Source organism: Mesorhizobium sp. B2-3-15 (assembly GCF_006442875.1).
GTDB lineage: Bacteria > Pseudomonadota > Alphaproteobacteria > Rhizobiales > Rhizobiaceae > Mesorhizobium > Mesorhizobium australicum.
In genome coordinates, this window is sequence record NZ_VFVO01000022.1 from 14,552 (window position 1) to 38,724 (window position 24,173).

Genomic DNA, 24,173 nt, shown 5'->3' on the forward strand with positions numbered 1-24,173 from the left:
TGTCTTTCCACCTCTGGCTAATGTTGCTGGCCGGCTCTATATGCCCGATCATGGGACTGGCAGGGGAGGCATGGAATGGCGGCCAATCGTCGAAACGGGATGGCGTCGCCCGCGCATGGCTTGGAGGATATTCTTTCGCCCGCCGCCCCGCACCCCCGAACGTCGTTGCCCAATGTAGCCACCATCGTCACCACGGTGGCAGCGTTGTATTTCGGGCGTGAGGTTTTCCTGCCGATAGCGATCGCGCTGTTGCTGACTTTCGCGCTCGCCCCCCTTGTGTCCGCGCTCAAACGGGCCGGTATTCCCCGGATTGCCGCCGTCATCGTCAGCGTATTGGGGGCTTTCGCCGCACTTGCCCTGTTCAGCTTCATCGTCGCCACGCAGGTCAGCGAACTGGCGCAAAACATCCCGGTCTACCAGGCCAACATCCTGACCAAGGTCCGCTCGCTCAAGGAGACTGGCGTTGGGGGAGGGATCATTGCCAGGTTGAGCAAGGTGGTCGAACGTGTCGGCCAGGAGATCGACAGGCAGGAGACGCCGCCGCCGGCCGCCACCCCGGAAAAGCCGCGTGAACCGGTGCCGGTCGAGATCGTCTCGCGCGAAAGACCCCTGGAGGTTCTGCAGAACATAGTCGGGCCGCTGATCAGCCCGCTCGGATCGGCCGGGCTGATCATCGTCGTCGTCATCTTCATGCTGCTGGAGCGGGAGGATTTGCGCGACCGCTTCATTCGCCTTGTCGGGTATGGCGACCTTCACCGTACCACCGAGGCGCTTCAGGATGCCGGCAAGCGTGTTGGCCGGTACCTGCTGATGCAATTGGTCGTCAACATCGTGTATGCCGTACCAATCGCGGCCGGCCTGTGGGTCCTGGGCATTCCGAATGCCTTGCTGTGGGGGTTGCTGGCACTTGGCCTGCGTTTCGTTCCCTATATCGGCCCGGCCATCGGCATGCTGCTGCCGCTGTTCCTGGCGCTGGCCGTGGCGCCAGGCTGGTCGCTCGTGCTGTGGACAGCCGCCCTGTTCGTGGTGATGGAACTGATCACCGGCAATGTCGTGGAACCTTGGCTTTATGGCTCGCGAACCGGGCTGTCATCGCTGGCCATCATCGTTGCGGCTATCTTCTGGACGTGGCTCTGGGGCCCGCTCGGGCTGGTTTTGTCAACACCGCTCACCGTGTGCCTGGTGGTGCTGGGCAGGCACGTGCCGCAGTTTGAGTTCCTCGATGTCCTGTTTGGCAACGAGCCCGTGCTCGAACCCCACGCACGCCTCTACCAGCGTCTGCTGGCCGGTGACCCTGACGAAGCCACGGATCACGCCGAGGAGATGCTGGAAGAGAAATATCTGGTCGAGTTCTACGACAAGGTGGCCATTCCCGCCCTGCTGCTGGGCGAGCAGGACCGTGCGCGCGGTGTCATGGGCGACCAGCAAAGGCGTCAGGTGGCCGAGAGCGCCCTGGTGATGGTGGCAAACCTCGACGACAGCGCGCATGAGGAAGCAGAGGAAGAGGATGCCCCGCCGGCGGCCGAAGAGGAGCCGGATGACAAGGATCCTTCCGGCGAAGACGAGACCGAACTGCCCGACGGCACGGATCTGTCGGTGCTTTGCACAGGCGGCCGCGGTGAACTGGACGATGCCGCCGCCGCGATGCTGGCACAGGTGCTGGAAGTCCAGGGGACGACGGTGTCGAAGGCCGGCTTTGCCGATATGGAACCCGCCAACATCCGCCGTCTCGAGCTCGAAACCATCGATACCGTGGTGGTCGGCTTCCTGAACCGGGATTCCATCAAGCACGCCCGGTTTCTGGTTCGCCGGCTGAAGCGGGCAAAAGCGGCGTTGAGGGTGGGAATCGTATTCTGGTCGCAAGCCGCCAACGAGGACAAGGAAGCGGCCGAAAAGCTCGCCCGTGACATCAACGCGGATTTCGTGGCGCATGGCATGGTGGACGCAGTGGTCGGCGCGCTGTCGAACGAGCCGCCAATTGCCCTCAAGCTCGTCGCCAAACGCCGGATGCGGCGACAGCGCGCCACCTCCCGAAAGGCCTCGGCGGCCTCGACCTAGCCGTGGGTGCCGGTTGATCTCCGAGACTGGGTCGATCTCGGTCGTTCACATATTGGAAGCGACATCGCGGGAGGAGGGCGACCTTGACTTGTGCGCCGGCCGGATCCTCGCGGCCTGGCGGGGGACGCGGGAAACGGGTTTGACTGAATTTCCAGCGAGTGATTTCTGCACCTTGCGGCGCTGGAGCCAGTTCGACGACAGTTCGGCAAGCAGACTGCGCAGGGCCTTCACGACATCCTCCTCTGCTGGACGATGCGGTAATCTCCGAAGGCCGGGCTGGTTCCATGGCGCATGGAGCCGGCGCACCTTGGCGCTTTTGGCTATTGCATCGAGCCTGATCGATGCAGACCGAGAGGGATCATCGAGCTCTCATCACGGTTCTCGACGAGTCCGGTTCCAGGCGGGGCCAATCCGTTGCCCAAAGCGTCGAATTCGATCGCAGCGCCAACCAGTTGGGCCGCCTGCAGGACCAGATGTTCAATGTCCTCGAGGGCGACGTTCTCGGCCAGGTTCCTGATCCTGATCCTTTCCGCCACCACCGACACGTTGATGATGCCCGCGGTCTTGAACGCTGCGCGGACGCTCGCATAGACGTCTTCACGCAGTCGCGTGGAATAATCGTATCGCATTGAAACCTCCCAAAGCGAGTTGGTTTCCTCAAGCTGGCAGGATGCGCCCCATGGCGGCGCATGGCAAGTTAAAAGTGAAAAAAGTGTGAACAAAATCAGGTAGTTAGCATAGTTACACGAATGGGCAACCTGCGTTGGATGATCATCTTTGGTACGACGCTGCATTCACCCACTGACCGCGCTTGACGCAGGATGCCGAAATTCCTAACTGTAAGTAGAATGAGACGGTTACTAACTCGCCTGATCTTTGCGCTTGGAGGCGCACATGGCTGACCTGGAACGCCCGGAACGACTGCAGATCATGTTGACCCAGGATGAACTGGCCGCACTGGAAAACTGGCGTTTCGACAAACGCATGCCCAGCCGCTCGGCGGCGGTACGCGAATTGCTGCGCCGTGGCCTTGCCTCCGATGGCTTCCTGACGGCCGAAGTGGGCGCCAAGTCGCAGGAATTCGGCGTGCTCCTGCCCAATGGCGACGGCAAGGCCCCGCCGGAACAGGCGGAGTAAAATTTTCGCGGTAAGCCTTCCATTCTCGCGCCGGCGATTGCCTTGATCCGTTTGCGCCTTATCTGATCGGGAAAGATGCAATTGCGGGTGGCGATGAACGACATCGATGGCAGCGACAGACAGGGGGCGACTGCCGACGCCCGGCTCGCGGCAATTGTCGATTCCTCCTTCGATGCCATCATCAGCAAGGACCTGAACAGCGTCATCCAAAGCTGGAACCAGGCGGCGGAGCGCATGTTCGGCTACACCGCCGAGGAGGCGATCGGCCAATCCGTCCTCATGCTCATTCCCGATCACCTCAAGAGCGAGGAGACCGAGATCATCAGCAAGATTCGCAGCGGCGACCGCGTGGCGAGCTATGAGACGACGCGCAAGCGCAAGGACGGAGCGCTGATTTCGGTCTCACTGACGATTTCGCCGATCAAGAACGGCGATGGCGAAATCATCGGCGCCTCGAAAATCGCCCGCGATATTTCCGCCGCCAAGGAGAGCGAGCGCCGGATCAGGCTGCTGATGCGGGAGGTCAACCATCGGGTCAAGAACCAGTTCGCGGTCATCCTGTCGATGGTCAGGGAGACCAGCAAGCGTTCGAATGGTCCAGGCGAGTTCGAGGAATTGATCCGCGCCCGCATCATGGCACTGTCGCGGTCGCACGATCTGCTCGTCACCTCGGAGTGGGCGGGGGCGAGCCTGTTCGATCTTATCCAGGAACATCTCAAGCCCTTCGGCCTCGAGGAGCAGATCCTGCTCTCCGGCCCGGTCCTGACGCTGCAGTCGAACGCGGTGCAGAACCTCGGCATGGCCTTTCACGAACTGGGCACCAACTCATCAAAGTATGGCGCGCTGGGCAGCGAAGGCGGCCGGGTCGAGATTACCTGGACCATCGGCTCCGGAGCGCATGCTCCGGGCTCCGCGGGCGAACGGGAATTCCAGCTGACCTGGGAGGAAAACTGCGAACCGCATCCCGGCGACCGGCGCGATCAGACCACGCGCAAGGGGTTCGGCACTGTCGTGCTGCAGCGTGTGGCGCCGCAGTCGCTGGGTGGCTCCGCCATTCTGGAGCGGTCGCCCGGCCATCTCAAATGGCAGCTGAGCGCGCCGCTGGCCTCCATCATCGTGGCGCAGGCCGGCAGCGAGGCCGATGGTGTTTCGCCGGGTTTCGGCATCTAGGGCGATCCGCCGGTCTGGACACCGCCCCTATTCCCTGTCGGGCTGCACCTGCTCGACCAGGATATGCGCCTCGCGCGCGGCCTCGACAAAGGCCTCCCTGGCGATTTCGGGGGGCAAGTCGCCGCTCATTGCCCTGCGGCAGGCGCGCAGCGCGGACTGATGTTTCAGGCTGCCGGCATCGCGCCAATGTGTCGTCAGGAGTTCGATCGCCTGTTGTGTGTTGGACAGGTTGCGGATGGCTCCGGCAACGCCTACCGAAACGACGACGGGCTTGGAGAACCATGCAGTTTGCATTGGAACCTAGACCATGTTTAGCCCGTGGAACGCGTTGGGCGGCATGAGGTTTCATCGCCGCCGATCACTGTAGCGTGAGGCTTTCCGGGCATCTCCACGCGAACCAATCCCTAGAGGATGCTGGTCGTCACTTCGACAATGATCGCGGCGCCTTCCCGTCCACCGTTGGGAACGTGCACGACGCGCGAGACCCGCAGATCCTGTGGGTTTCCGTCGACCGACAGGGACACGCTCTCGCCAATGCGCGGCACCGCCTGGAAAGTAACATTGGTGGCGTCGGGCCTGTTGTCGATGGATATGCGGCAATTGACGGTCATGGACTCTCTCCGGTGTCTGGCGATGCCCCGGTCGTCAACGCGGGGTCCATGAAATGGTTTCAGGAGGTTCGCTTCAAACACCTGCCGACCGCGGGCGAAATCACCAACTGCCCGGTAGCCCCGGCGTCCGGCCTCTGATTCAGTCGTCGGCTCTCGGAACGAAATAGCTGGTGGTGACCGCATCGCCGCCGATTCCACGCGTGACTTGAACCGAGGCATAGCCTTCCGGGGCAATCGAGCCGGTCGCCATCCGGTCGACCTGCTTGCACCGGCCGACCATTTCGCCGCTCGGCCACGGTGCCAATCTGATTTCAAGCGCCGCTTGGCACTCCGCCATCGATGAATAGACGACCGGGCGCGACTCCATGGGCCGACAGAGCGATGCGTTGCACGACAGCATGATCATCACCGCCGCGGTTGCCGGATCCATGAAACTCTCCTGTTGGCCGACGATGAACGTCCAACAGGCCGCAAGGTTTCATGCTGACGGGAGGAAGTGACCCCAATCAGATGGTCTGATTGTCGAGAAGCTCAGGCGGGAACAGGCCAGGACCGAGATCTGACGGCGCACTCACGCCTTATCAAAAGCCCGGCGGCTTCGGTCTCCGCGCCTCTGGGCAGCCAGAATTCCGGGAACATCAAAGGCCAAACGAGGACATGGTCCAAGGGTTTTGGTACCCAAGGCGCGGCTTGGCATTCGCTGCGTCGGTCGGGGTCGACGTTGCTGTTCCGGTTGCTGTGCAGTCCAATTTTGCTGCCACCGCCGCCTTGATCGACAGACCAGCGCATGCCTTCGAGGCGGTGACGGTCGCCTTCTTTTCGTGTGCCGCAGCGACATTTGAGCCGGCGAGGACAATCGCCAGGCAAATGAAAACCATCTTCATTAGATCCCCCTAGTTTAGCTTAAGCTAAATTAAAGTTAACGTAACGTTACCTGGCCGTCAATCGCGACGGAGGTCCAGGGAGGAAGCCACCTTCCTCCTGCCCGGATACCGGCCGGTTCCTGTCCCGGATCACGGCATCATTGATCGGAGAGGATCGGGAGCTACCCGACCTGGTTCCGGCTACTCGTTGGCTTGCAGCTGCCTGGTTCCCGCTCATGGGCTCGAACCACGATTCACGCCTTCAAAGGGCGCTGTCCTACCATTAGACGAAGCGGGAAAGCCGGCACGTTATGGCGCCCAGGCAGCTTGCGGTCAATTCGGGAAATTGTTGACCGGCTCTTCGCAACGATAGACCGGGCAGTCCCCGTCGCGGGACGGGACATAGGCCGACATCGGCACTTCAGGCCAGTCGCACTCGTTGCCGAACTGCCTGACATAGCGATCGTAGGTGTTGGGGCCAGTGGTCAGCACCACGGCGCGGTGGTTCTGGATCATGGCCCGGATCTGAGCGCAGCCCATGGAGCGGCTGTCGGGCCGGGCATCGGCCAGACCGGTCGCCGCGAGCACGACGGCCATGGCCATCAACAGGGTCGGAACGCGAGCGGACATGATGGTTCTCTTCGGTTTGACGGAATTGCGAACGCGGCTGGCCCGGATTCGCCGGGGAATGGCCGCATGCATTGTCGCACATAACCCCCTATCGTGTCCGTTGGTTCCGCGACGGGCCTTGCCGGGCGCGCGTTGGCGCGCCGCGCAACCAAATCAGGCGTCGCGCATTGCTGGGCATGGACGGCAGGAAACCTTACGAAACACCGCAATGGCGGCCCGGAAACGAGGGCCGCGAGGCGATGTGCTGCTCCTTCTGCGGCGGCCGCGACCATCGGTTCGAGGAATGTCCGCGAATGCCCGATCCTTTCCGGCCCGGCGAGCCCGAGGGCGAGGATATAGCGGAGGAACCAGCCGGCTGATCCGAGGTGCCCGGTGGCGGGTGGCTAACCGGCATCCGACTTGAGCCCGCCGAAGAAATCGATCAGCGCACCTGCCGTTTGCGCGGGCGCCTCCTCCGGGAAGAAATGTCCGCCCGAGATCGCGCGGCCGCGCACGTCGTCGGCCCAGTTCCGCCAGAGCGCCAACGGCCCACCTTCGCCGGCATACCATTGGGCGAGCGCGCCTTGCCCGCTCCACAAGGCCAGCACCGGGCAGGCGATGCGCCGGCCGGCGGCTTTGTCCGCCCGGTCGTGATCGCGGTCCAGCGTTGCCGCGGCCCGGTATTCCTCGCAGATCGCGTGGATGTGGGCGGGGTCGCGCAAGGCTTCGACATAGGCCTGGCGGATGCCGGCCGGAAAGACATCGGGCGACGACCCCCAGCCACCCAACGCATTGTCGACGATGGCGTCGGCGGCGCCCGCCAGGATCTTTTCCGGCAAGGGTTCGGGCTGTGCCAGCAAGGACCACGGCCAGAAGCCGAGGGCCAGCCGGGCGTCGGCCCGATCCCAGGCGTCGGCCGTGGGGACGATGTCGAGCACGGCGAGTTTTTCGATACGGCCGGGATGGTCGAGCGCCATGCGGTAGGCGACGCGCCCGCCGCGATCATGGCCGGCGACCATGAAGCTGGTAAAGCCGAGCCTGGCCATCATCGCCACCATCTCCGATGCCATGGCCCGCTTGGCATAGGGAGCATGATCGGCGCTCGAGGCCGGGCAGGCGCTGCGCCCATAGCCACGCAGGTCGGCGCAGATGACGGTGAAACGATCGGCAAGCAGCGGCGCAATATCGCGCCACATCAGATGGGTTTGCGGAAAGCCGTGCAGCAAAAGCACCGCCGGTCCGGCACCGGCGCGGCGCACGAAGATGCCGGCGTCCTCGATGTCGACGTCGATAGGCTGGAAATGCTCGAACATGGCTGGCCTCCGGCACAGGCAACGGCTGGAGAACGGGATTGGTTGCGGCGCCTTCGCAAGCGCCGGCCGCAACGGGCCGATCCCGCGCAAGCTCTCCCCCAATCCCTTGGGCCAACCTTTTGGGCCGGCGGACGTTGTCCCCGTGAACGGAAGGCCGCCGTGGGGCGGCTTCAACGAAGGAGGCCGAGATGAAATCCCTCGTCATTGCGTCATGCGCCGCGATGCTGGCCCTGGCATTGCCGGCAGCGGCACAGACGGCCCAGCAGTCGCCGAACCAGCAGGCCGACAAATGCCGGGCACAAACGGATCAGGGCGGCAAGCAGCAGCCCGGCAACGGCGATCTGAGCGAGAAGCTCAATGATTGCGGCGGCGTGCTGAAACCGCCCCCCACAGGCGACCAGGGCATGGCCGCGCCGGCGCCCGATGAAGGCAAGACGCCGGTCATCAAGCCGGGCGAGGTGCCGCCCCAGCCGCCAAAGCAGTAGAGATCGTTCAGCAGCATTGTCATGACGGCGGAGGAACTTCGCGGATCAGGAAACGTTTCTGTGACAAAACCGGATCTGGAAAGGATGGAGCCGTGAGAGATGTTGCCAGTACCGCCGCGTTGCTTGCCTCTATTGCCATCGTCATCGTCCTGATGCTGACGGCGCCGAAGAGCTTCGGCTTCGAGGCCTCCCACCCGATCGTGGACGGCGATCTGCCAGTGGAATGACCGAAAGCGGTTCCGCAACAAGAAAGCAGGCGAGTTCGCCTGCTTTTCGTTTCCATGGTGCCTTGACTTACCTGACCAGAAGGCCCGCGTGATCGCAGAGCGCGGTGAAGGCTTCCTGCGCCTGTGCCGCGCCCTCATTGTTGGCCAGCGCCGACTCGATCTTTTCGCGCGCGGTCTGGTAGAAGGGGCCGCGCCTGGCTTGTGGCCAGTCGATCAGGATTTCACTGGCGTCCTGAAGCGTGGCCACCTCGCGGATCGTGTCCGAGCCATGGGGCTTGACCCGCAGCGCTGTCGACAGCATCAAACCGGCCATTGGTTTCTCCCGCTACTGGGTCCTCATTGCAGGATGCGCGCCTCGCGCGCGGCGTCGATCATCGCCCGCATCGCCTTTTCCGCCGGCGTCCAGCCGTCCAGCGCATCGCGGCAGCTGCGCAGTGCCGCCCGGTATCGGCGGCCTTGGCCGGCCGGCCAGTCGCCAAGGCATTCCAGCCCCTCCCAGGCGCTGCGCACCACGCGCTCCCGCTCGGGAGCGAATTTCAGGCGGATCGGTCGGGGAAACATCTTGTCGTTCAACGGTCGTCTCCATGAATCATGCACATCGGCCGACATGCACCGAGGAAGCGCCGGATAACGTCGACGACAGGGGAGGGTTCCAAGCCCGGACAATCAATTTTTAACCATGCTTTCAGTCGCGCGCGACGGCGTCCGAAGAGGGCTTGGCCGCCGGCAGATCGACATCCTGTGCTTGCGGCCGGTCATGTTCGAACTGCTCGGCGTCGGGCAAGGCATGCAGCCAGGTCTCGCGCCGGCCGGTCCACAATTCATATTGCGGTGCCAAATCCGTCGGTGCGACGTCGAGGCTGCCGAGCATCACCTCGGCCTCGTTGTCGTCGACCCAGGCGACGCGGCTGCCGCAGGTCGGGCAGAAGCTGCGTGTGCCGTAGCTGGCGACCTCGCCCGATGTCTCGAACGCATCGCGCGGCCAGATGGCAAAGGCCGAATAGACCGAACCACCCGCCTTGCGGCAATCCTTGCAATGGCAAAGGCCAACCCGCGACGGCTGGCCGTTGACGACGAAATGCACGCCACCGCACAGGCAACTGCCGGTCCTGCGTGTTGTGTCGGACATGGTTGCGCCCTCCGTTTCGCCAGCCTGGCTTTGCCTGCCATGGGGCTGCTCCAGCCATGGCCGGCTCCGTCAGTTTGGCATGCCGCGGGCCGGGCGGGACAGATGCTCGTCTGCCATTTCGTTGGCCAGGATGAGAAACCGGGAAAAAGACATCCTGTTCACCGTACCGCCGAGCCCGGTTGACGCGGCCCGCAGCATTCTTCAACGCCATGCCGGCGAATTGGTTGCCGCCTTGCGGCCGCTCCTTCTATCCGCGGGCGGCCATGTGGTTGTCGAGCTTCTTGCGCGAGGGTCCGTAGCGCTTGATGATGGTCTGGGCCTCGCTCTGCGGAATGCCGTATTTGCGCGCGAAGGCCGCGACCTCGTAAGTTTCCTCGCTCGAGACCAGCTTGCGGTCCTGTTTGGTCTTGGATTTGTCGTCAGGCATGTCGGGCCTCACTTTCTGTAAGCCGCATGGTCGCGCGGACGCCTATATGTCGCGGTCACACATAACACGGATCGGCGATGCTGGTTCCATCGCGGAGCAACGCCAGTTCAGCCTAGGCCGATGAAGAGGTCGGGCCGGTGCTGTCGGTGTCGCTGCATTGGGCGCAGCGCGCGCTGGCGCCGGGACAGCCGCGGCGATGCGTGCCGGCGGGGCAGCAAAGGCCGCTGGAACTCGTCCAGCGCGGGCATTGGAAAACCTGTCCAGTGCCGCCGCAGCCTTCGCACTCCAGAACCGGTGTCCGGACCAGATAGGACTTCGTCCCCAGCCTGACGCTTGCGCCCAAAACCCACCCACCCATATCGTGCACCAGACATAGCTGTGCATTAGCCCCGGCTAACAATATCACGATCAGGGTTACGGACAAGTTTCAGGATCATTAAGAATTTCTAAAGCTGTGCCTGCCGGTAAGCGGTCTTGCTTCTTCCTTCGAGCGGTGCGCTGCCATAGCATCGGGCGTCAAACCGGAACCGGTGAAAATTTTTGCCCGGCATGTCGGATCGGCACATGGCGGTGCGTCCTTGGGGCTGATGAAGCTGGAGAACAACCATGTCGCCCCAAATCGCACAATCGCCGTGGCAGACCGCGGCCCTTCTCGTCGCCCGCCTGATCTTCGCCGCCGTCTTCCTGATGGCGGTGACCTTCAAGTTCCTGGGCATGGAGGCCACGGCGGGCTATATCGCGGCCGCGGGCTTTCCGTTCCCGCTCTTCCTGGCATGGTGCGCGGCAATCCTGGAGGTGGCCCTGGTGCTGTGTTTCCTCAGCGGCGCCTTCTTCACCCAAGCCGCCCTGGTCGCCGCCGCCTATGTGCTGTTCCTTGCCTTTGCCTTCCACGGACCCAGCCACTGGGCCGGCAACCAGGCCGAGTTCGGTTTCTTCGTCGACCATTTTTCGTTCCTGGCCGGACTGCTGTTCGCGGCGGTCCACGGACCTGGAAGAATTCTGGCGCTGAACCTGGGATGGCCGGGCAGGGCGTAATGAGCATGCCGGGGGCAGGGCACGAGGAGTCCGCCAGGGGCAGGGATCTCACATCTGATCGTTGTAGGGCTCCTTCATCTGGCCGACCATGCGGGCCAGCTTCGAGAAAGACGGCATGTCGGCCTCCGGCTGGCACTGGTTGGCGAGTTCCAGCAGCCGGATCGGAAAATTGACGGCGTCGCGGTTCGACGCCGACATGCCGTCCGATCGCTCCTCGCCGGTTTCCGACGCCTCGGCCTTGCGAAGCGCGATGTCGATCTCCTCCGACGTCAGCACCCCCTTTTTGACCAGGACGTGGTTGATCGAGGCGACGGCCATCAGCAGGCCTTCGAGTTGCAGGTTGGCGACGTTCATGGATTTCTCCCTCCGTTGATCGCAGTGGAACGCATCAGCGGCGTTTCCGATCCGGCCGGCGTGCGGGAACCAGCGCGCCGATCGTGAGCGGTCGGGCGCTACTCCTGCGTCAGGCGCTCGCCATACTCGCGCCAAAGCGCCCTGACTTCCAGGCTGCCGAGGCGCGGGATCGAAGGGTCGCCGCAGTCTATGGCGACGGTGCCGATGTCGTAATTGGGGTAAGCGTTGGCGACGAAGCGGATCGCTTCGCCAAGCGAGTGCACCCGGATGACCGGATCGGCCTGGCCCTGGCCGGTGCTGCGCACACCGGAAACCGTGGCCGGAGCGTGCCGCATCCTGAAGACGGATGCCATGGCTGGTCTGTCCATCGTCCTCTCCTACAAGGCCGTGCGACGGGAATCATTCCATGAGCTGGCGCTGATGATTTCACAGGAGCCGGTTCATGAACAGCCGGATAAATGTCAGCCGCCGGGATCATGCCCTCTCGGAAAATGTGAATTTTTTCCTATTTAGCATTGACCGGTGAGGGCAGCGATGCTATAAATCCATCCATGGTGCTGATTTGCGCCACCGACCCGCCGCCGAGGCGGGTTTTCTGTTTCTGGCCCTGGTTGGGCTGCCTGCCGATGCGGTGGCGCCGTAGAGCGCTGCTTCCGCGAGATGCGAGAATCCCATGCCCCGCTATGCCAGCATCATCACCGGCGATGACGGCCGCGAGATCGTCAGCGCCATCGGCGAATTCGAGGGCGCCGGCCCTGTGGCGCGCCTCGGCCGCGTCGAGGAGGTTCCCGCCGGCGTGCTGATCGGCATGGTGCGCGATGCGGCCGGTGGCTTCTGCTTTCCGCAGCCCGGTATCGGCGCACAGCTCATAGATCTCGCCATGGCGCGGCTCAAGGCTGCAAGGCCCGTGGCGAAGTCCGCACAGGCCGCGAAGCCGAAGCGCGGAAAGGCCAGGAAGAAATCCGCCCGCTCGAAAAAGCGGGCCAGGCAGGCGCCGCCGAAGGCCGCCGCCGATGATGTCGATGTCGGGGCGCCGACCCATGACTGATGAAACCGGGCCGGCGCGCCGCAAGGCCAGGGCGGCAAGGCGCAAGCCCGCTGCCAGTCCGGCAGCCGCGAAGACACCCCGGCCGAAGCGGACCAAGAAAACATTGGGCGACGATTTCCTGGCCGCCGTGCGGGCCGATTTTCAGGCGCATGGCGCCGGTGTCCTCGCCGAGGTGCGGACCGACAAGCCGGACCAGTATCTGAAGATCGTGCTGTCGGTGCTGCCCAAGGATTTCGGTGTCGCCGTCACCCAACTGGACGCCCTGAGCGATGACGAGATCCGCAACCGCATCCGCACCCTTGAAGCCGTTGTCAAACCGTTCCTCGAGGAGCCGTCTGATCTCGGCCCGAACCGAATATCTGGCGCTGCTGGCGGAGCTTGACCGCAGAAAGCGCACCAACCAACTGGCTTCTTACAAGCCATATCAGCGCCAGGCTGAATTCCATGCCGCTGGCGGGGCCAACCGCGAACGCCTGTTCATGGCCGGCAACCAGCTCGGCAAGACAAAAGCAGGCGCCGCCGAATGGGCGATGCACCTCACCGGCCGCTACCCCGCGTGGTGGCAAGGCAAGGTGTTCGACACGCCGGTGCGGCTGTGGGCGGCCGGCGTCACCGGCGAGGGCACGCGCGACAACCCGCAGCGCGTGCTGGTCGGCCCGCCGCAGCAGCAGGCGGCATGGGGCACCGGCATGATCCCGGCCGACGCCATTTTGGACACCATCATGGGGCGCGGCGCGCCCGGTGCGCTCGACAGCGTCGTGGTGCGCCATGGCGGCGGCGGCGATGTGCAGGCCGGCGAGAGCGTGCTGTCGTTCAAGAGCTACGAAAAAGGTCGCGAGAAATGGCAGGGCGAGACGCTGCATGGCGTCTGGTTCGACGAGGAGCCGCCGATCGACATCTATTCCGAAGGCCTGACCCGCACCAACGCCACCGGCGGCATCACCATCGTCACCTTCACGCCGCTGCTGGGCATGAGCGATGTGGTGATGTTGTTTCTGTCGGCGGGGGAGGTGGAGCGGTTGGGTGAAACAGCTCCGAAACCATGATTTGCAACACCGCTTTCGCGGCAACCGGAGGTCGAGTAGCTTGCGGCGCGACGTTCGGGAACCGACATGCGCCACCTCATGAAATTGCTCTTCCTGCCTGCACTGCTTTCAGCCTGCAGCGGCAGCGGCGATTGGCGCGCCGATGCGATCGCCGCCGCCCAAGGCAAGATGCGTGGCCTGGCAGGCGATGCTTCGGCCACCTTCTCGCATGTCCAGCTTACCGGCGACAGTTCGACCGGCCAGACCTGCGGCGTCATCACCGCCAAGGTTGGCGCCTTCACCAAGGAGGCGCGCTTCATCGTCTATATCGACAACACCGCCGGCCCGTTTGTCGAGCCGGGCATGGGCCAGTCCATGTCACGGGCCGACTTCGACTGGGCCTGGCAGAACGACTGCCTGAACGAAGGATACAAGTCCTGAGGGACTGATCCGATCCTCGCGAGGTCACTCGCCAGGGGGACGTGGCCGCCGGCGACGGCTGCCAGAACCCAGTGCGAACAACACCATACGACCGGCGCCTCGCAAGATGATTCAAGGACAGCGCAATGAGCCGTCACGTCACCTTCATGACCATCGACGATGCGGCGCACTATTCGCCCGGGGAACGCGCGGCGATCGTCGCCGCCTATCCCGAACATGAGCGCGAGGCCCGCGCCAAGGGCATTCCGGTGCTGGGTTCCGGCCGCATCTTTCCGGTGGCCGAGGCGCTGATCGCCTGCGAGCCGTTCCGGCTGCCGCGCTATTGGCCGCGCCTCGGGGCGCTCGATTTCGGCTGGGACCATCCTTCGGCCGCGGTCGAGCTCGCCTGGGATACGGAGGCCGATGTCGTCTATGTCACCAGCGCGAACCCGTGCGCCTGGCAACCACGGCGAACCTGGAGACGGTACTCGTCGACGGCGTGGCGTGGATAGAAGGCCTCAAGCCCATCGACGGCACCCAGACCGCGGTTGGCGACCGAGTGTTGGTCAAGGACCAGAACGACGCCAGGCTGAACGGCATCTACACGGCCTCGCAAGGTTTCTGGTATCGCGCAGCCGACGCCCGCACCAGCCGCACCATGCAGAAGGGCACGACGGTGCATGTGCAGGAAGGCGCGGTGTCGGCCGGTTTCGTCTATGCGTTCCAGACGCTGGCGCCGGCCGTCGGGCGCGACGACATCGCGCTTGCCTTCTTCAGCTCCGACGATCTTGTCGGCGACGCGATGGCGGCGATGAGGGACGAACTGGCCGGCGTCATCGCCGAGGCGGAGCGCGCCCGCGACCTCGCCCAGCAATATGCCGCCGACGCTGCCATGGTGTCGGGCGTCAACGTGCCGATCTACGTGTCCGTGGCGGCAGCTGCCGGCGCCGCCATCGCCGCCAGCGTCAAAGCCATCCGCACGCAGTTCTACGCCCCGGTCTTCACCACGCCGGCAACCCTCGTCGGCGGCGCCAACTACGCCCGCATGTCGCTGGCGGCAATCACCGCCGGCGGCTACCCGGCGCTGGCATATTTCCGCTCCACCGATCGCTTCATGCCGGATGGGACCGTGGATACGGGGAGTGGAGGGTATTGGGTGCTGAGGGAGAGTGTCCTCGATCTTCGTATGCTCGGCGCTGGGCTGGGAAACGCCAACGCTGACACGGCGGCGATTATTGCTGCTGTCCAGATCGTCGACGGAAAGAACTGCGGCAACATTCGACTGCCGCCCACTGCCATCACGGTCAACCAGACGATCGACATCATGTTCGGCCAGTTCAATATTGAAGGCTTCGGCCGCAACATATCAACCGTTACCAGCGCGATGGTCAATGGAGCGCCGCTCTTCCGGCTTGTCGGCCATACTCTGCGGCTTGGCTTTCATGATTTCAAGGCGGTTGGCAATCAACTGACCGGCGTCACCGGTAACGGCCACGCATTTGCGCTTTGGGACACTGATGGCGTTGGCGCCGGCTCTGCGCTTCCGCAATCGGTGATCATCGAGCGAGTTGTCATCGACGGCTTTCGCGGCACTGGCCCAGAGGGGGGGGCACTGGACAGCCTCGGATCGATACCAGCATGCGGCGTCAACAACAAAGGCGGTTTAGGCTGCGTCTTCCGCGATGTCGAGATCCTACGCTGCGGCGGCGGTATCTATATGGGCAACACTCAAAACTGCTTGATCGAGAATCCACTGTTCTCGCAAATAGACCGGTTTGGCATTCTCGATTATCGCTCTGCCTCGTTGCGCATCATCAATGGTGACGTTCAGGATTGCTGTGGAGATGGAGCGGATCTGACAGTGCCGGCGGCGATCCCTACGGGCAACATAGTCTCGTACTTCGGCAATGGAACAGTCATTGAAGGTGTGAAGACCAAGGGCGCCGGCGGCAATTGCCAGATTTATATTCGTGATGGAGCTGGCGTGAAAATCCGGAAATGCTGGCTCCAAGTCTACATGCTCGCGGACGTGCCCCACAACGGCATTATCGTCCATCGTAGCACTGGTTTCGCGGTGGATGACAACATGTTTGACATGTCGCAGTCGCCGTACTTGGCGACCCAGAAAAACCAGGGCATTCAGATCACCAATGATCAGGCCAACGACCCGGTCAGCGGCTCGGTGAGTGGTAACCAGTTCCGATTTTCTCCTGGTATGGGGATTTCGTCGTTCATTCGGATCGGCGCGCCATCGGGCAATCGCCTTTTTGGGGGTTTAGTGGTCGAGAACAACGTGTTTGGCGGCTTCCTCGCGCCAAGCTCGGGCTGCACGGTCGATGACGGAATTCTTGTCCAGAATGCAAAACTCGTCGGCTGCCGTTTAGCCAACAATGTTTTCGACGCCACGACAGGAGTGACATTCACCAATGGCCTCCGCTTCACAAACGTCACCGATGGTGGGAAGAACTGGCTCGGTGGGAACACGATGAACGTCAGTGGCGGCGCGATCATGACCGCCTTCAGCGGCATCACTGAAAGTGAGTTGCGCACCGTTGGGCAGATATTTGTCAATCCAACGCCCAGCATCCCAACCGGCACGACGCTAACGGTTCAGGTCGCAGTACCAGGGGTGGCGCGTGGTGATATAGTGACAGGTATTGGCTTTACGGCCGATCTCCTCGGCTGTACGATCCGAGATGCTCGCGTCATCACGGCCGATAGCGTGGACATCATCATCGCCAACGACACAGGAGTTACCAAGGATCCCGGTAGCGGTGTGATGACGATTGTCGTTCGTAAGTGGCAGTTCGGCGGTTGATCATCGTAGTAGAGTGTCGCCAAAGCACATCGCTACGATATTGCCGACCACCATCAGCCAGAAGAACGCTTGGAAGAAGGCGTTGCCCCAGATTGAGCCGAAAACCTCTACGAAAGCGACCCGCCAACTGTCGATCTCCGCAAGATATTTCTCGGCCATCCAGCGGATTGACTTCATCACAAAACGCCTTTGGCCCAGTAACCGAAGAAAATCACCTGAGAGGCTACGGCTGCCGTGAGTGTGAGTCGGCGCCATTGAACATCGGGGATCCCAGAGATAGCCACCGCTAAGGCAGGTAGGGCAAGGGCGACGAACCGAATACCGTTCTGATTGTAAAGATACATCGCAAAGCAGAGCGACGATGCAAGTAGGACTATGAAAGCCGCAAACTTCCGACTGAACATCTGATTGAAAAAAATGAACGGCACAGCATAAGCCGTGACCATAATCGTTAGTAAGAATCCGCTTGTGTTAACCTCGATCATCGCGCGCCTGTCACCGATAGAGCCGAGTAGGTAACTTTTGAGGAGGGTTGCAGCGACGACAACAGTGCCGATGTACCCGGCCGAGATCAGGATGTGATGCCGTCGAGCCACATTGAAACGAGTGATCAATTGACCGACCGCAAACGCTCCGACAAAGACCAGAACGGCCGAATGAATGAACGCGGCAACCGCAACGAAACCATACTTGAGAAGGCGCCACGGTAATAGGAGTGCTAGATAGATCGCAGCCATTGCCGTGGCGGATCGCACTTGTGAAAAAGAGAGATCGACTAGCTGGGGGTGAACTAACAAAAGAAGATAGGCAGGAACAGAAGCCTTAACCGCCACATATATGCTAAAAATCAGAAGTGAAACGAGTGCCAGTGCTGAAAAGATGCTGCGCAGCTCGAAGCTTTCCTTGAGCGCATAGATGCTTTTTCGCCACAAATATTCCTGGGCATACCACTCGACGACAGAGGCCGCGTCTGCAGACACGTAGTAGGCGCCTTTGTCGAAATTCATGATGTAATTTTGCAGATCTGGGAAAGGTGCGCCTCGAATTGCCACCCAGTCAACCATCCAAACAGCAAGTGCAAAAATTGTTCCGATTGCGAGCTTTATAAATAATTGGGCTCGTCCACCATGTGTGTGCTGTATTCCGGGCGATGACGCGTATAGCTGGCTCATTGGCGTCTGCCCCCCCAGGCATAGGCTCTTGAGTCCGACGCCACGAGTCGGCGAATTTCGTACAACTCCTGCCGTTCGATCTGCTCGACCGCTTTGACCACACCCTCAAATTGACCCGGCGTGACGTCGTCGAAGACGATCATGTCCCCAGCCTGCTGAAGGGCGGCAACTGCCTGGTATTCGAGCAAGACGTTTTTCTTTGTGTGTTGGGCATCGATGAAGGCGAAGTGGATGCGGTTCACGCCCACGTTCGGCAGCTGAAACAATGAATCGCCCTGCAGGAAGACGATCCGGTCGGCCAGCCCCTGCCAGGGCTGAAGCAACTCGGCACGTGTCTTCCTGCCTTCGTGATCGTCAATGCAGTTCCAATAGATGCGGCGTTGATGGGGGAGGACGTCGAGCGTGATCACATGGCCGGCGGTTCCGGCGTCAGCCATCGCCTTGGCCATGCAGATCGCTGAAAAACCGCGCGCCGTGCCGGTCTCGACGACGATCGTGAACGGCTCGGGTTTGTCCGCCAACCGGCGGCGAAGCAAGCTGTAAAGCACGCGCCCGTGCGGATAGGCGAGCGCGCTCGTCTTGATGGTGATCTGGGTGTGCAGGGCCAGCTCGTCGAGCCAGTCGCGGTCAATGGCGAATCCGGTTTCCGCCTCCAGCCTGTCGATCTCCGGAAACGGCACCTGTCGCGCCGCTTCGAACAACTGCAGGTAGTCTGCCTTCGGTGCACGCGGTGCCGCACCCAAAGGATCGATATTGTGCCGACGATCGATGGCGGCCGCCAGCCGGTTGAAGACCAGGCGTTGCGCGGCGCCAATATAGTTTCTCATCCGAAACCCGTTCGTCCTGGAATTGAATTTTTCTATCACGTGCCGGCCTGCGTGCAAGGCGGCATGCCAGACAACGCACAGTTACCGAGGGCTGGTGCGCTTGTCGTTGGGATTGGGATCCTGGGCGAGGGCATGGCCGACTTCCTGCGTCGACCAAAACCATCACAACGCGAAAGGGAAATACCCATGGACCGCAATTTCGCGCGGGCGCTTGCGCTCGTTCTGAGATCCGAAGGTGGCTGGTCGGACAATCCGGCCGATCCGGGCGGCGCCACGATGAAGGGTGTCACGCTGGCGAACTTCCGCCGCTACGTGAAGGCCGGCGCCAGCAAGGCCGATCTGCGCAAGATCGGGGATGACCAGGTGGCAACGGTTTTTCGCCGGTTCTATTGGGATGCCGTGCTGGGGGCCGAGTTGCCAGATGGCGTCGACTGCGCCGTGTTCGATTTCGCGGTGAACAGCGGACCGGGCAGGGCAGCGAAGTATCTGCAAGCGGTGGTGGGAGCTGCCCAGGACGGGCGCATCGGGCCGGCCACGCTCGCCGCGGCCAGGGCAAAGCCGGCCGGCGTCGTGATCGACGGGCTCTGCGATGCGCGGCTGGCGTTCCTGCAACGCTTGCCGACATGGGCGACATTCGGGCGCGGCTGGTCGGATCGGGTCAAGTTGGTGCGGGCGCAGGCCCTGCTGATGTCGGCGCCGGCGGCTGTACCCGCGCGGCCTGCAAAACCGTCGCCGCAAGCAGCTCCGCCAAAGGCTGAAACGCCCGTCGATGCCGTGCCGGCGGCCGAGCCGGCGTCGCCAGCGCCCGACAATTCCGGGATGCCGATGGCCGCGAAGACCGGCGGTATCATCGCCGCCTGCGTGCTCGTCACCCTCGCCGCCTGGCACCATATCGCCGATGCCCTTGAAGGGATGTTCTGACCATGGCCACAGTTACCCAGCCGACCAGCCGTCCAACCAACAAGCTGACGGCCGCCACGATCGCCGCCGCGGCCGTCTCCGTTGCGGGCGTCGTCGTGCGCAATTTCTGGCCATCCTGGTACGACGCCGAGACATGGGCATCGCTTTTGCCGATAGCGGTCTTTGCCGTCGGCTATCTCGCCAAGGATGAGCCAAACCGATGAGCGCGCTAATGTCTTTCCTGCTCACCAATCCGACCATTCTGGGCGTGGGCGCCGCTATCCTGGCGGCATTCGGCTGGGGCGTTCGCCAGCGGCTGGCCGGCGAACGCGCGGAGCGCGCGCGACAGGCTGCCACCGAGGCCGAGGCGCGCGCCATAGCCGACCAGGTCCAGAACGATATCGGTGCGCTGCCGTCCGCCGCCGCCCGAAAGGAGCTCAAATCATGGGCAAGGGACTGATGCTCGCCTCGGTCGTGGCCGTGATATCAGGCTGTACCACTGCCAAGGGCGGATTTTGCGCGGTGTCGAGCCCGCTGCGCCTGTCGGTGGCAGCGGTCGATGCGCTGTCGGATGGCGAGGTCAAGGCATTGCTGGCGCACAACCGAAAGGGCGAAAGACTGTGCGGATGGAAGCCATGACGATGGTCGCGAGGACGGTCAAATGATGCACGATCTCTTTGACCTGCTCGGCATCAAGGGGCCTGTCGTTGCCGCCGGTCTCGCCGGCGGCGTCCTGCGAGCTTTGTCGCGTCATCGCTACAAGCTGCGCGAAATGGTCGCGTCACCAATCTGCGGCGCGCTTGCCGCCGCCTATTTGACGCTGCCGGTGGTCCAGTATGCCCGCGCCACCGGGCTGCCGCTGGCCAGTGACGACACCACGACGCTGGCGGCTGCCTTTCTCATCGGCGTCTGCGCCATGTGGATCTCGGATATTCTGTTCGAGGTGATCGTGCGGAAGTTCGGGCCAGCCCCGGAGGACTGACCGCCGGCCCTGCTTTGGGACCGGCACCTGAGGCCTCGATCGAACCAAAAGCCCGCCTTGGCTCACGCCGGGGCGGGCTTTCTTGCGTTTTCGGGCCGCTCATCGTTTCACGGATACGAGGCCCGGCTCCTCTTCGGCGCAAGGTCGGAAAACCGTACTCAGGCCAGGATGTTGACGGCGCGGGCCGCGACCAGCGCGATCGTGAGCAGCGAGATCATCGCCTCCGCCATCATCAAAAGCTTGGCGCGCTGGGAAAGGGCAAGGTGTCGGTTGGTGAAAACGCCGTCGCATTGGTGAAGGCGAGGAAGAAATAATCAACGAAGCCAGGCAGCCAGTCGCGGACCTCGCGATCGTCCAGGGTCATTTGCGGAAACAGAAAATCGGCATGGGCGCGTTTGACCAGTCCGCAGGTCGGCGGCCCGCCGCGGTCGGTGCTCCAGAACCACAAGGCGAAAACGATGATGTTGGTGAGCCAGATATTGAGCGCGTCGACCAGCAGTGTCTGGCCGCTGCTGCCGGCATGTCCCGCCAGCAATGCGCGCACCAGCAGCACCAGCGAGCCGCAGTTCATGACACTGACGACGCCGGTCATTACCAGGGCCGTTCTGCGGATCATGACGCGAAAACGGCCGACGAGATACCAGTGCTCTTCCTCGACCGCTTTCTGGGTGGCGACCTGCGTCCAGGGGGTGGCCACGGACAGGGGCACGAGCAGGGCGGCCTCCAGCGACGGCGCCAGCCAGCGCGGGCCGAACGAAAGATCGTTGATGCCAGAAGCTGCAGGCAGATGATGACGAGGACAGCCGCGCGCGCCAGCCAGAAGTCGAGCGCGCGGGTGGTGGATGACGGCATGCTGGTGACGCATCGAATGTCCGGGATGCTGAAGTGGGATCAGGTGTGCGGGCTGTTTTGCCGGGGAGGGCAATAGAATGCCGAGATTCCCGCTCAATCTTGGTATTGCAATGGCACCCAAGTATACTTTTTTGTAAGCTTTGACCTTGGGGCTATTCGGCAAACCGGGCGATGTGATTTAAGCGCGGCATGGCGGGAATTGACGACTCCATGGATCGTTGGGTGCCGGCAGCACTGCCTGCCGTGGGCCTGGACTCGTCATTGGTCTGGTCCGCGCTGCTTCGGCACCCTTGGGGTTTGCTGGCACTTTTGTGCCTGGTGCAGATCCTGTGCTGGACCCTGGTGCCAACACTCATCGATCCCGCACCGCCCGGCGACGTCGTGGAAGGCTTCATGTGGGGCCGCGAATGGGTGCTTTTGACCTACAAGCATCCGCAACTCCCCGGCTGGCTGCTCGAGACCAGTCATCTCCTGACCGGATCGTTCCGCTGGCCGCAATATCTGCTGGCCCAGCTGACGATCTCGGCCACTTTCGTCCTGGTCTGCCTGCTGGCTCGCGACACGCTCGGCCGCGACAAAGCGCTGGCCGCCGTGCTTTTGATGCCGTCGGTCTATTTCTTCGGCTGGCCGACGCCGCAATTCAATCACGACTATGCGCAGATGCCGTTCTGGGCGGCGATCTGCTGGTTGCTGTGGCGCGCCAGCCGCGGCGGCGGGCCGGGCTGGTGGCTGGCGCTCGGATTGGTGTCGGGCGTTGGGCTCTACGCCAAGTTCTCCACCGGCTTGCTGCTTGCCTTCGGCGGCCTCTGGCTGCTGTGCGACCCACGTGCGCGCAGCCGGCTGGCGACACCCTGGCCATGGCTTGGCCTGGCTGTGTTTCTCGCCGTCGCCGCGCCGCTTGCCATCGCACTCTACCGCATCGATTTCCTGCCTTTGACCTATTTCGCCGGCCGCGATGCATGGGTGAGCGAGCACCGGGCGCGGCTCTATTATATCGGCGTCCAGATGGCCGGCCTTTCCGGCTTTCTCCTGGTGTTGGCGCTATCAGGGCTATTGCGGCGCTCACCAGCCCCGCAAGTGCCGGTCGAGCGCGACACGATCGTCTATCTCTGCTGGATGGGGCTTGGGCCGGCGGCGCTGATCATGGTGGTCTCGTTGTTCACCGGCACCGGCGAAGCCTGGGGCGCACCGATGTACAATCTTGTCGGCGTCGTCGCGCTCGCCTTTCTCGGTCACCGGCTCGGTGCCGTCGAGATGAGGAGGTTGGCGATCTGCGCCTTCATCTGCATCGTCGCCATGTCGGGCGCCTATGGGGCGATCCGATGGACGGACTGCAATGTGCGGGGACGCATGGACGCCGTCTGCTGGCCGGCGCGGCCGATCTCGGACGAGGCCGAGGCAATCTGGCACGCGGCGGCGCCGGGCAGGCTCGACATCGTCGGTGGCGACACCAATCTTGCCATGCTGGCTGGCCTCAACGCCTATGACAAGCCGTCTATCTTCACCGATCTCGATATGCGGTTCGCACCCTGGATCACGAGGCAGCGGTTGCGCGATCACGGCATGCTGATGGTCTGGTCGGGTCGTCACGTGCCGTCAAGATTTCTGGCGTGGGTGGACAATATCCCGGTCAAGACCGTTCTTTTCAACTGGTCGCGCGAGGCACCGCCGGTGGCGATCAGCTTTGCCGTCATTCCGCCCGGCACGCGATATCTGCCGGCTGCCGCTAGCAGCCGGACCCGGCATCCGCGCAGCTAGGGTGAGCGGCGACGTGCGATCCCATTCCCTATAATATAAGCGGACGGCCGCTCGTCTGACTGGACGAACCAGGCAACAATGCCCATTTATGGCGCTATCCAAGTTTGTCGCCGCGCAATTCCCGACGGAGAGCCGCTACACTTCCCCGGAATTGCCTTTTGAGGAGACGTGACATGGCGACTTCGAGTGAACGTGCAGTGCTTGCCGGCGGCTGCTTCTGGGGCATGCAGGATTTGATCCGGCGCTTTCCGGGCGTCCTTGCCACGCGTGTCGGCTACAGTGGCGGCGACGTGCCGAACGCTACCTATCGCAATCATGGCACGCATGCCGAAGCCATCGAGATCACCTTCGACCCGGCGAGAATCAGCTTTCGCCAGCTTCTGGAATTCTTCTTCCAGATACATGATCCGACGACGCGCAATCGCCAGGGAAACGATGTCGGCATGAGCTATCGCTCCGCAATCTACTACACCGATGAGGAGCAGAAGCGTGTGGCGGAGGACACCATCGCCGATGTCGACGCCTCCGGCCTGTGGCCCGGCAAGGTCGTCACCGAACTTGCGCCGGCCGGAGCGTTCTGGGAGGCCGAACCCGAGCACCAGGACTATCTCGAGAAATATCCCAACGGCTACACCTGCCATTTCGTCAGACCAGGCTGGAAGCTGCCGGTTCGTGAAAAGGCGGTTTCATAAGGTTCACCAGCCGTTTTGGCAGCAGGTGGGGTATAAACGCCCGTCGATTGCCAAGGATCATACGCATAGGGGCTGTTAGCCGCCGTGGCGGTTGACAGTTCGTTGCGTTGCTGGCCAACTGTGTGGGTTGATCGATCATCGGGGATGAGCATGAAGAAGATCTACGAAAAGCCGGTGTTGGTGAAGCGGGAAAGACTCTCAAGTGTTGCGGCGGGACCGCTTTCTTCCAAGGCAGCCTGACCGGCCAGGCCGGCTTTCGGG

At 62.8% G+C, this 24,173-nt stretch carries 35 protein-coding genes, 1 tRNA gene and 2 pseudogenes; 20 read left to right on the forward strand and 18 right to left on the reverse strand.

What is annotated here, in order from left to right; translation table 11 throughout:
• Positions 1–75 precede the first annotated feature (75 nt).
• Positions 76–2,058 (forward strand): AI-2E family transporter, encoded by a 1,983-nt coding sequence (locus tag FJ954_RS30610; protein WP_140665769.1) that lies wholly within the window; start codon positions 76–78, stop codon positions 2,056–2,058.
• 320 nt (positions 2,059–2,378) lie between these two features.
• Here the strand turns inward: FJ954_RS30610 and FJ954_RS30620 are convergent, their stop codons facing one another.
• Positions 2,379–2,687: a hypothetical protein gene (locus FJ954_RS30620; RefSeq protein ID WP_140665772.1), complete on the reverse strand. Its 309-nt coding sequence runs from the start codon at positions 2,685–2,687 to the stop codon at positions 2,379–2,381.
• 265 nt (positions 2,688–2,952) lie between these two features.
• On the opposite strand from FJ954_RS30620, the gene FJ954_RS30625 reads away from it, so the two are divergent.
• Entirely contained in the window at positions 2,953–3,195 is a 243-nt protein-coding gene (locus tag FJ954_RS30625; RefSeq protein ID WP_015317026.1) for a hypothetical protein, read from the forward strand.
• 93 nt (positions 3,196–3,288) lie between these two features.
• Positions 3,289–4,365 carry a PAS domain S-box protein gene (locus FJ954_RS30630; protein ID WP_041163410.1) on the forward strand — a complete coding sequence of 359 codons (1,077 nt, stop codon included), beginning with the start codon at positions 3,289–3,291 and terminating at the stop codon, positions 4,363–4,365.
• Positions 4,366–4,392: 27 nt separating this feature from the next.
• Here FJ954_RS30630 and FJ954_RS30635 read toward each other — a convergent pair whose 3' ends face one another.
• The 7 genes from FJ954_RS30635 to FJ954_RS30665 form a co-directional block, all read right to left on the reverse strand.
• Positions 4,393–4,659 (reverse strand): DUF982 domain-containing protein, encoded by a 267-nt coding sequence (locus FJ954_RS30635; protein ID WP_140618055.1) that lies wholly within the window; start codon positions 4,657–4,659, stop codon positions 4,393–4,395.
• Positions 4,660–4,769: 110 nt separating this feature from the next.
• Complete coding sequence (locus FJ954_RS30640) at positions 4,770–4,976, reverse strand: hypothetical protein (protein ID WP_140665775.1); 207 nt, start codon at positions 4,974–4,976, stop codon at positions 4,770–4,772.
• A 139-nt stretch (positions 4,977–5,115) separates the two neighbouring features.
• Positions 5,116–5,406, reverse strand: coding sequence for a hypothetical protein (locus FJ954_RS30645; RefSeq protein WP_140665778.1), 291 nt, complete (start codon positions 5,404–5,406; stop codon positions 5,116–5,118).
• Between the two features lie 208 nt (positions 5,407–5,614).
• Positions 5,615–5,860, reverse strand: coding sequence for a hypothetical protein (locus tag FJ954_RS30650; protein WP_140618058.1), 246 nt, complete (start codon positions 5,858–5,860; stop codon positions 5,615–5,617).
• A gap of 203 nt (positions 5,861–6,063) precedes the next feature.
• Positions 6,064–6,137: transfer RNA gene (locus FJ954_RS30655), tRNA-Gln, on the reverse strand.
• A gap of 35 nt (positions 6,138–6,172) precedes the next feature.
• The gene (locus FJ954_RS30660) at positions 6,173–6,469 is read right to left on the reverse strand and encodes a hypothetical protein (RefSeq protein WP_140618060.1); all 297 of its coding nucleotides are present in this window, start codon (positions 6,467–6,469) and stop codon (positions 6,173–6,175) included.
• 383 nt (positions 6,470–6,852) lie between these two features.
• A complete protein-coding gene (locus tag FJ954_RS30665) occupies positions 6,853–7,761 on the reverse strand; it encodes an alpha/beta hydrolase (RefSeq protein WP_140665781.1) in 909 nt (302 codons plus the stop codon).
• 188 nt (positions 7,762–7,949) lie between these two features.
• Between FJ954_RS30665 and FJ954_RS30670 the strand changes: the two genes are divergently transcribed.
• On the forward strand, positions 7,950–8,246 hold the full coding sequence (locus tag FJ954_RS30670; RefSeq protein WP_015317034.1) for a hypothetical protein: 297 nt from the start codon (positions 7,950–7,952) through the stop codon (positions 8,244–8,246).
• A gap of 92 nt (positions 8,247–8,338) precedes the next feature.
• The gene (locus FJ954_RS32330; protein ID WP_015317035.1) at positions 8,339–8,473 is read left to right on the forward strand and encodes a hypothetical protein; all 135 of its coding nucleotides are present in this window, start codon (positions 8,339–8,341) and stop codon (positions 8,471–8,473) included.
• Positions 8,474–8,540: 67 nt separating this feature from the next.
• Here FJ954_RS32330 and FJ954_RS30675 read toward each other — a convergent pair whose 3' ends face one another.
• The 4 genes from FJ954_RS30675 to FJ954_RS30690 form a co-directional block, all read right to left on the reverse strand.
• On the reverse strand, positions 8,541–8,786 hold the full coding sequence (locus tag FJ954_RS30675) for a DUF982 domain-containing protein (RefSeq protein WP_140618063.1): 246 nt from the start codon (positions 8,784–8,786) through the stop codon (positions 8,541–8,543).
• Positions 8,787–8,809: 23 nt separating this feature from the next.
• Positions 8,810–9,046 (reverse strand): DUF982 domain-containing protein, encoded by a 237-nt coding sequence (locus tag FJ954_RS30680; protein WP_023782817.1) that lies wholly within the window; start codon positions 9,044–9,046, stop codon positions 8,810–8,812.
• A gap of 112 nt (positions 9,047–9,158) precedes the next feature.
• Entirely contained in the window at positions 9,159–9,602 is a 444-nt protein-coding gene (locus FJ954_RS30685; protein WP_140618065.1) for a GFA family protein, read from the reverse strand.
• A gap of 247 nt (positions 9,603–9,849) precedes the next feature.
• On the reverse strand, positions 9,850–10,029 hold the full coding sequence (locus FJ954_RS30690; protein WP_015317039.1) for a DUF3606 domain-containing protein: 180 nt from the start codon (positions 10,027–10,029) through the stop codon (positions 9,850–9,852).
• Between the two features lie 606 nt (positions 10,030–10,635).
• Between FJ954_RS30690 and FJ954_RS30695 the strand changes: the two genes are divergently transcribed.
• Positions 10,636–11,064 (forward strand): DoxX family protein, encoded by a 429-nt coding sequence (locus FJ954_RS30695; RefSeq protein WP_140620672.1) that lies wholly within the window; start codon positions 10,636–10,638, stop codon positions 11,062–11,064.
• 48 nt (positions 11,065–11,112) lie between these two features.
• Here the strand turns inward: FJ954_RS30695 and FJ954_RS30700 are convergent, their stop codons facing one another.
• Together FJ954_RS30700 and FJ954_RS30705 are read right to left on the reverse strand one after the other, a co-directional pair.
• Positions 11,113–11,418 carry a hypothetical protein gene (locus tag FJ954_RS30700; protein WP_015317041.1) on the reverse strand — a complete coding sequence of 102 codons (306 nt, stop codon included), beginning with the start codon at positions 11,416–11,418 and terminating at the stop codon, positions 11,113–11,115.
• A 98-nt stretch (positions 11,419–11,516) separates the two neighbouring features.
• Positions 11,517–11,786 (reverse strand): hypothetical protein, encoded by a 270-nt coding sequence (locus tag FJ954_RS30705; protein ID WP_015317042.1) that lies wholly within the window; start codon positions 11,784–11,786, stop codon positions 11,517–11,519.
• Between the two features lie 305 nt (positions 11,787–12,091).
• On the opposite strand from FJ954_RS30705, the gene FJ954_RS32200 reads away from it, so the two are divergent.
• From FJ954_RS32200 to FJ954_RS30730, 6 genes and pseudogenes are all read left to right on the forward strand, one after another.
• Positions 12,092–12,466, forward strand: a complete 375-nt coding sequence (locus FJ954_RS32200) for a hypothetical protein (protein ID WP_246681176.1) — start codon at positions 12,092–12,094, stop codon at positions 12,464–12,466.
• Positions 12,459–12,848, forward strand: a complete 390-nt coding sequence (locus tag FJ954_RS32205; RefSeq protein ID WP_246681177.1) for a hypothetical protein — start codon at positions 12,459–12,461, stop codon at positions 12,846–12,848. Before FJ954_RS32200 ends, FJ954_RS32205 begins: the two co-directional genes overlap by 8 nt.
• Positions 12,775–13,464, forward strand: a pseudogene (locus FJ954_RS30715) (terminase family protein); the annotation flags it as partial. The gene FJ954_RS32205 and the pseudogene FJ954_RS30715, both read left to right, overlap by 74 nt.
• A gap of 126 nt (positions 13,465–13,590) precedes the next feature.
• Positions 13,591–13,932 (forward strand): hypothetical protein, encoded by a 342-nt coding sequence (locus FJ954_RS30720; protein WP_210243335.1) that lies wholly within the window; start codon positions 13,591–13,593, stop codon positions 13,930–13,932.
• A gap of 131 nt (positions 13,933–14,063) precedes the next feature.
• Positions 14,064–14,351: pseudogene (locus FJ954_RS30725) on the forward strand (terminase family protein); the annotation flags it as partial.
• Positions 14,352–14,362: 11 nt separating this feature from the next.
• Positions 14,363–16,729, forward strand: a complete 2,367-nt coding sequence (locus tag FJ954_RS30730) for a right-handed parallel beta-helix repeat-containing protein (RefSeq protein WP_140665793.1) — start codon at positions 14,363–14,365, stop codon at positions 16,727–16,729.
• Here FJ954_RS30730 and FJ954_RS31780 read toward each other — a convergent pair whose 3' ends face one another.
• The 3 genes from FJ954_RS31780 to FJ954_RS30740 are packed head-to-tail and all read right to left on the reverse strand — an operon-like array spanning position 16,730 to position 18,728.
• Positions 16,730–16,906 (reverse strand): hypothetical protein, encoded by a 177-nt coding sequence (locus FJ954_RS31780; RefSeq protein ID WP_181177953.1) that lies wholly within the window; start codon positions 16,904–16,906, stop codon positions 16,730–16,732.
• Complete coding sequence (locus tag FJ954_RS30735; RefSeq protein ID WP_140665796.1) at positions 16,906–17,901, reverse strand: hypothetical protein; 996 nt, start codon at positions 17,899–17,901, stop codon at positions 16,906–16,908. Before FJ954_RS30735 ends, FJ954_RS31780 begins: the two co-directional genes overlap by 1 nt.
• The gene (locus FJ954_RS30740; RefSeq protein ID WP_140665798.1) at positions 17,898–18,728 is read right to left on the reverse strand and encodes a class I SAM-dependent methyltransferase; all 831 of its coding nucleotides are present in this window, start codon (positions 18,726–18,728) and stop codon (positions 17,898–17,900) included. Before FJ954_RS30740 ends, FJ954_RS30735 begins: the two co-directional genes overlap by 4 nt.
• Before the next feature lie 186 nt (positions 18,729–18,914).
• Between FJ954_RS30740 and FJ954_RS30745 the strand changes: the two genes are divergently transcribed.
• Genes FJ954_RS30745 through FJ954_RS30765 form a run of 5 tightly spaced genes read left to right on the forward strand, consistent with a single transcriptional unit; the run spans position 18,915 to position 20,610 of the window.
• Entirely contained in the window at positions 18,915–19,649 is a 735-nt protein-coding gene (locus FJ954_RS30745; RefSeq protein WP_140665801.1) for a glycosyl hydrolase 108 family protein, read from the forward strand.
• Between the two features lie 2 nt (positions 19,650–19,651).
• A complete protein-coding gene (locus FJ954_RS30750; RefSeq protein WP_140665804.1) occupies positions 19,652–19,852 on the forward strand; it encodes a hypothetical protein in 201 nt (66 codons plus the stop codon).
• A complete protein-coding gene (locus FJ954_RS30755; protein WP_023769504.1) occupies positions 19,849–20,088 on the forward strand; it encodes a hypothetical protein in 240 nt (79 codons plus the stop codon). The genes FJ954_RS30750 and FJ954_RS30755 overlap by 4 nt, the downstream gene beginning before the upstream one ends.
• Positions 20,073–20,267 carry a hypothetical protein gene (locus FJ954_RS30760; protein WP_140665807.1) on the forward strand — a complete coding sequence of 65 codons (195 nt, stop codon included), beginning with the start codon at positions 20,073–20,075 and terminating at the stop codon, positions 20,265–20,267. The genes FJ954_RS30755 and FJ954_RS30760 overlap by 16 nt, the downstream gene beginning before the upstream one ends.
• 25 nt (positions 20,268–20,292) lie before the next feature.
• The gene (locus FJ954_RS30765) at positions 20,293–20,610 is read left to right on the forward strand and encodes a hypothetical protein (protein ID WP_140620677.1); all 318 of its coding nucleotides are present in this window, start codon (positions 20,293–20,295) and stop codon (positions 20,608–20,610) included.
• Between the two features lie 232 nt (positions 20,611–20,842).
• On the opposite strand, the gene FJ954_RS30770 is transcribed toward FJ954_RS30765, so the two are convergent.
• Complete coding sequence (locus tag FJ954_RS30770; protein ID WP_246681178.1) at positions 20,843–21,475, reverse strand: hypothetical protein; 633 nt, start codon at positions 21,473–21,475, stop codon at positions 20,843–20,845.
• Between the two features lie 197 nt (positions 21,476–21,672).
• On the opposite strand from FJ954_RS30770, the gene FJ954_RS30775 reads away from it, so the two are divergent.
• The 3 genes from FJ954_RS30775 to FJ954_RS31875 all read left to right on the forward strand — a co-directional run bounded on the left by FJ954_RS30775 (position 21,673) and on the right by FJ954_RS31875 (position 24,152).
• Positions 21,673–23,220 carry a glycosyltransferase family 39 protein gene (locus FJ954_RS30775; RefSeq protein WP_246681179.1) on the forward strand — a complete coding sequence of 516 codons (1,548 nt, stop codon included), beginning with the start codon at positions 21,673–21,675 and terminating at the stop codon, positions 23,218–23,220.
• 173 nt (positions 23,221–23,393) lie between these two features.
• Positions 23,394–23,912 (forward strand): peptide-methionine (S)-S-oxide reductase MsrA, encoded by a 519-nt coding sequence (msrA, locus tag FJ954_RS30780; protein WP_140665813.1) that lies wholly within the window; start codon positions 23,394–23,396, stop codon positions 23,910–23,912.
• A 150-nt stretch (positions 23,913–24,062) separates the two neighbouring features.
• Complete coding sequence (locus FJ954_RS31875; RefSeq protein WP_210161496.1) at positions 24,063–24,152, forward strand: putative RiPP precursor; 90 nt, start codon at positions 24,063–24,065, stop codon at positions 24,150–24,152.
• The last annotated feature ends 21 nt before the right edge of the window (positions 24,153–24,173 follow it).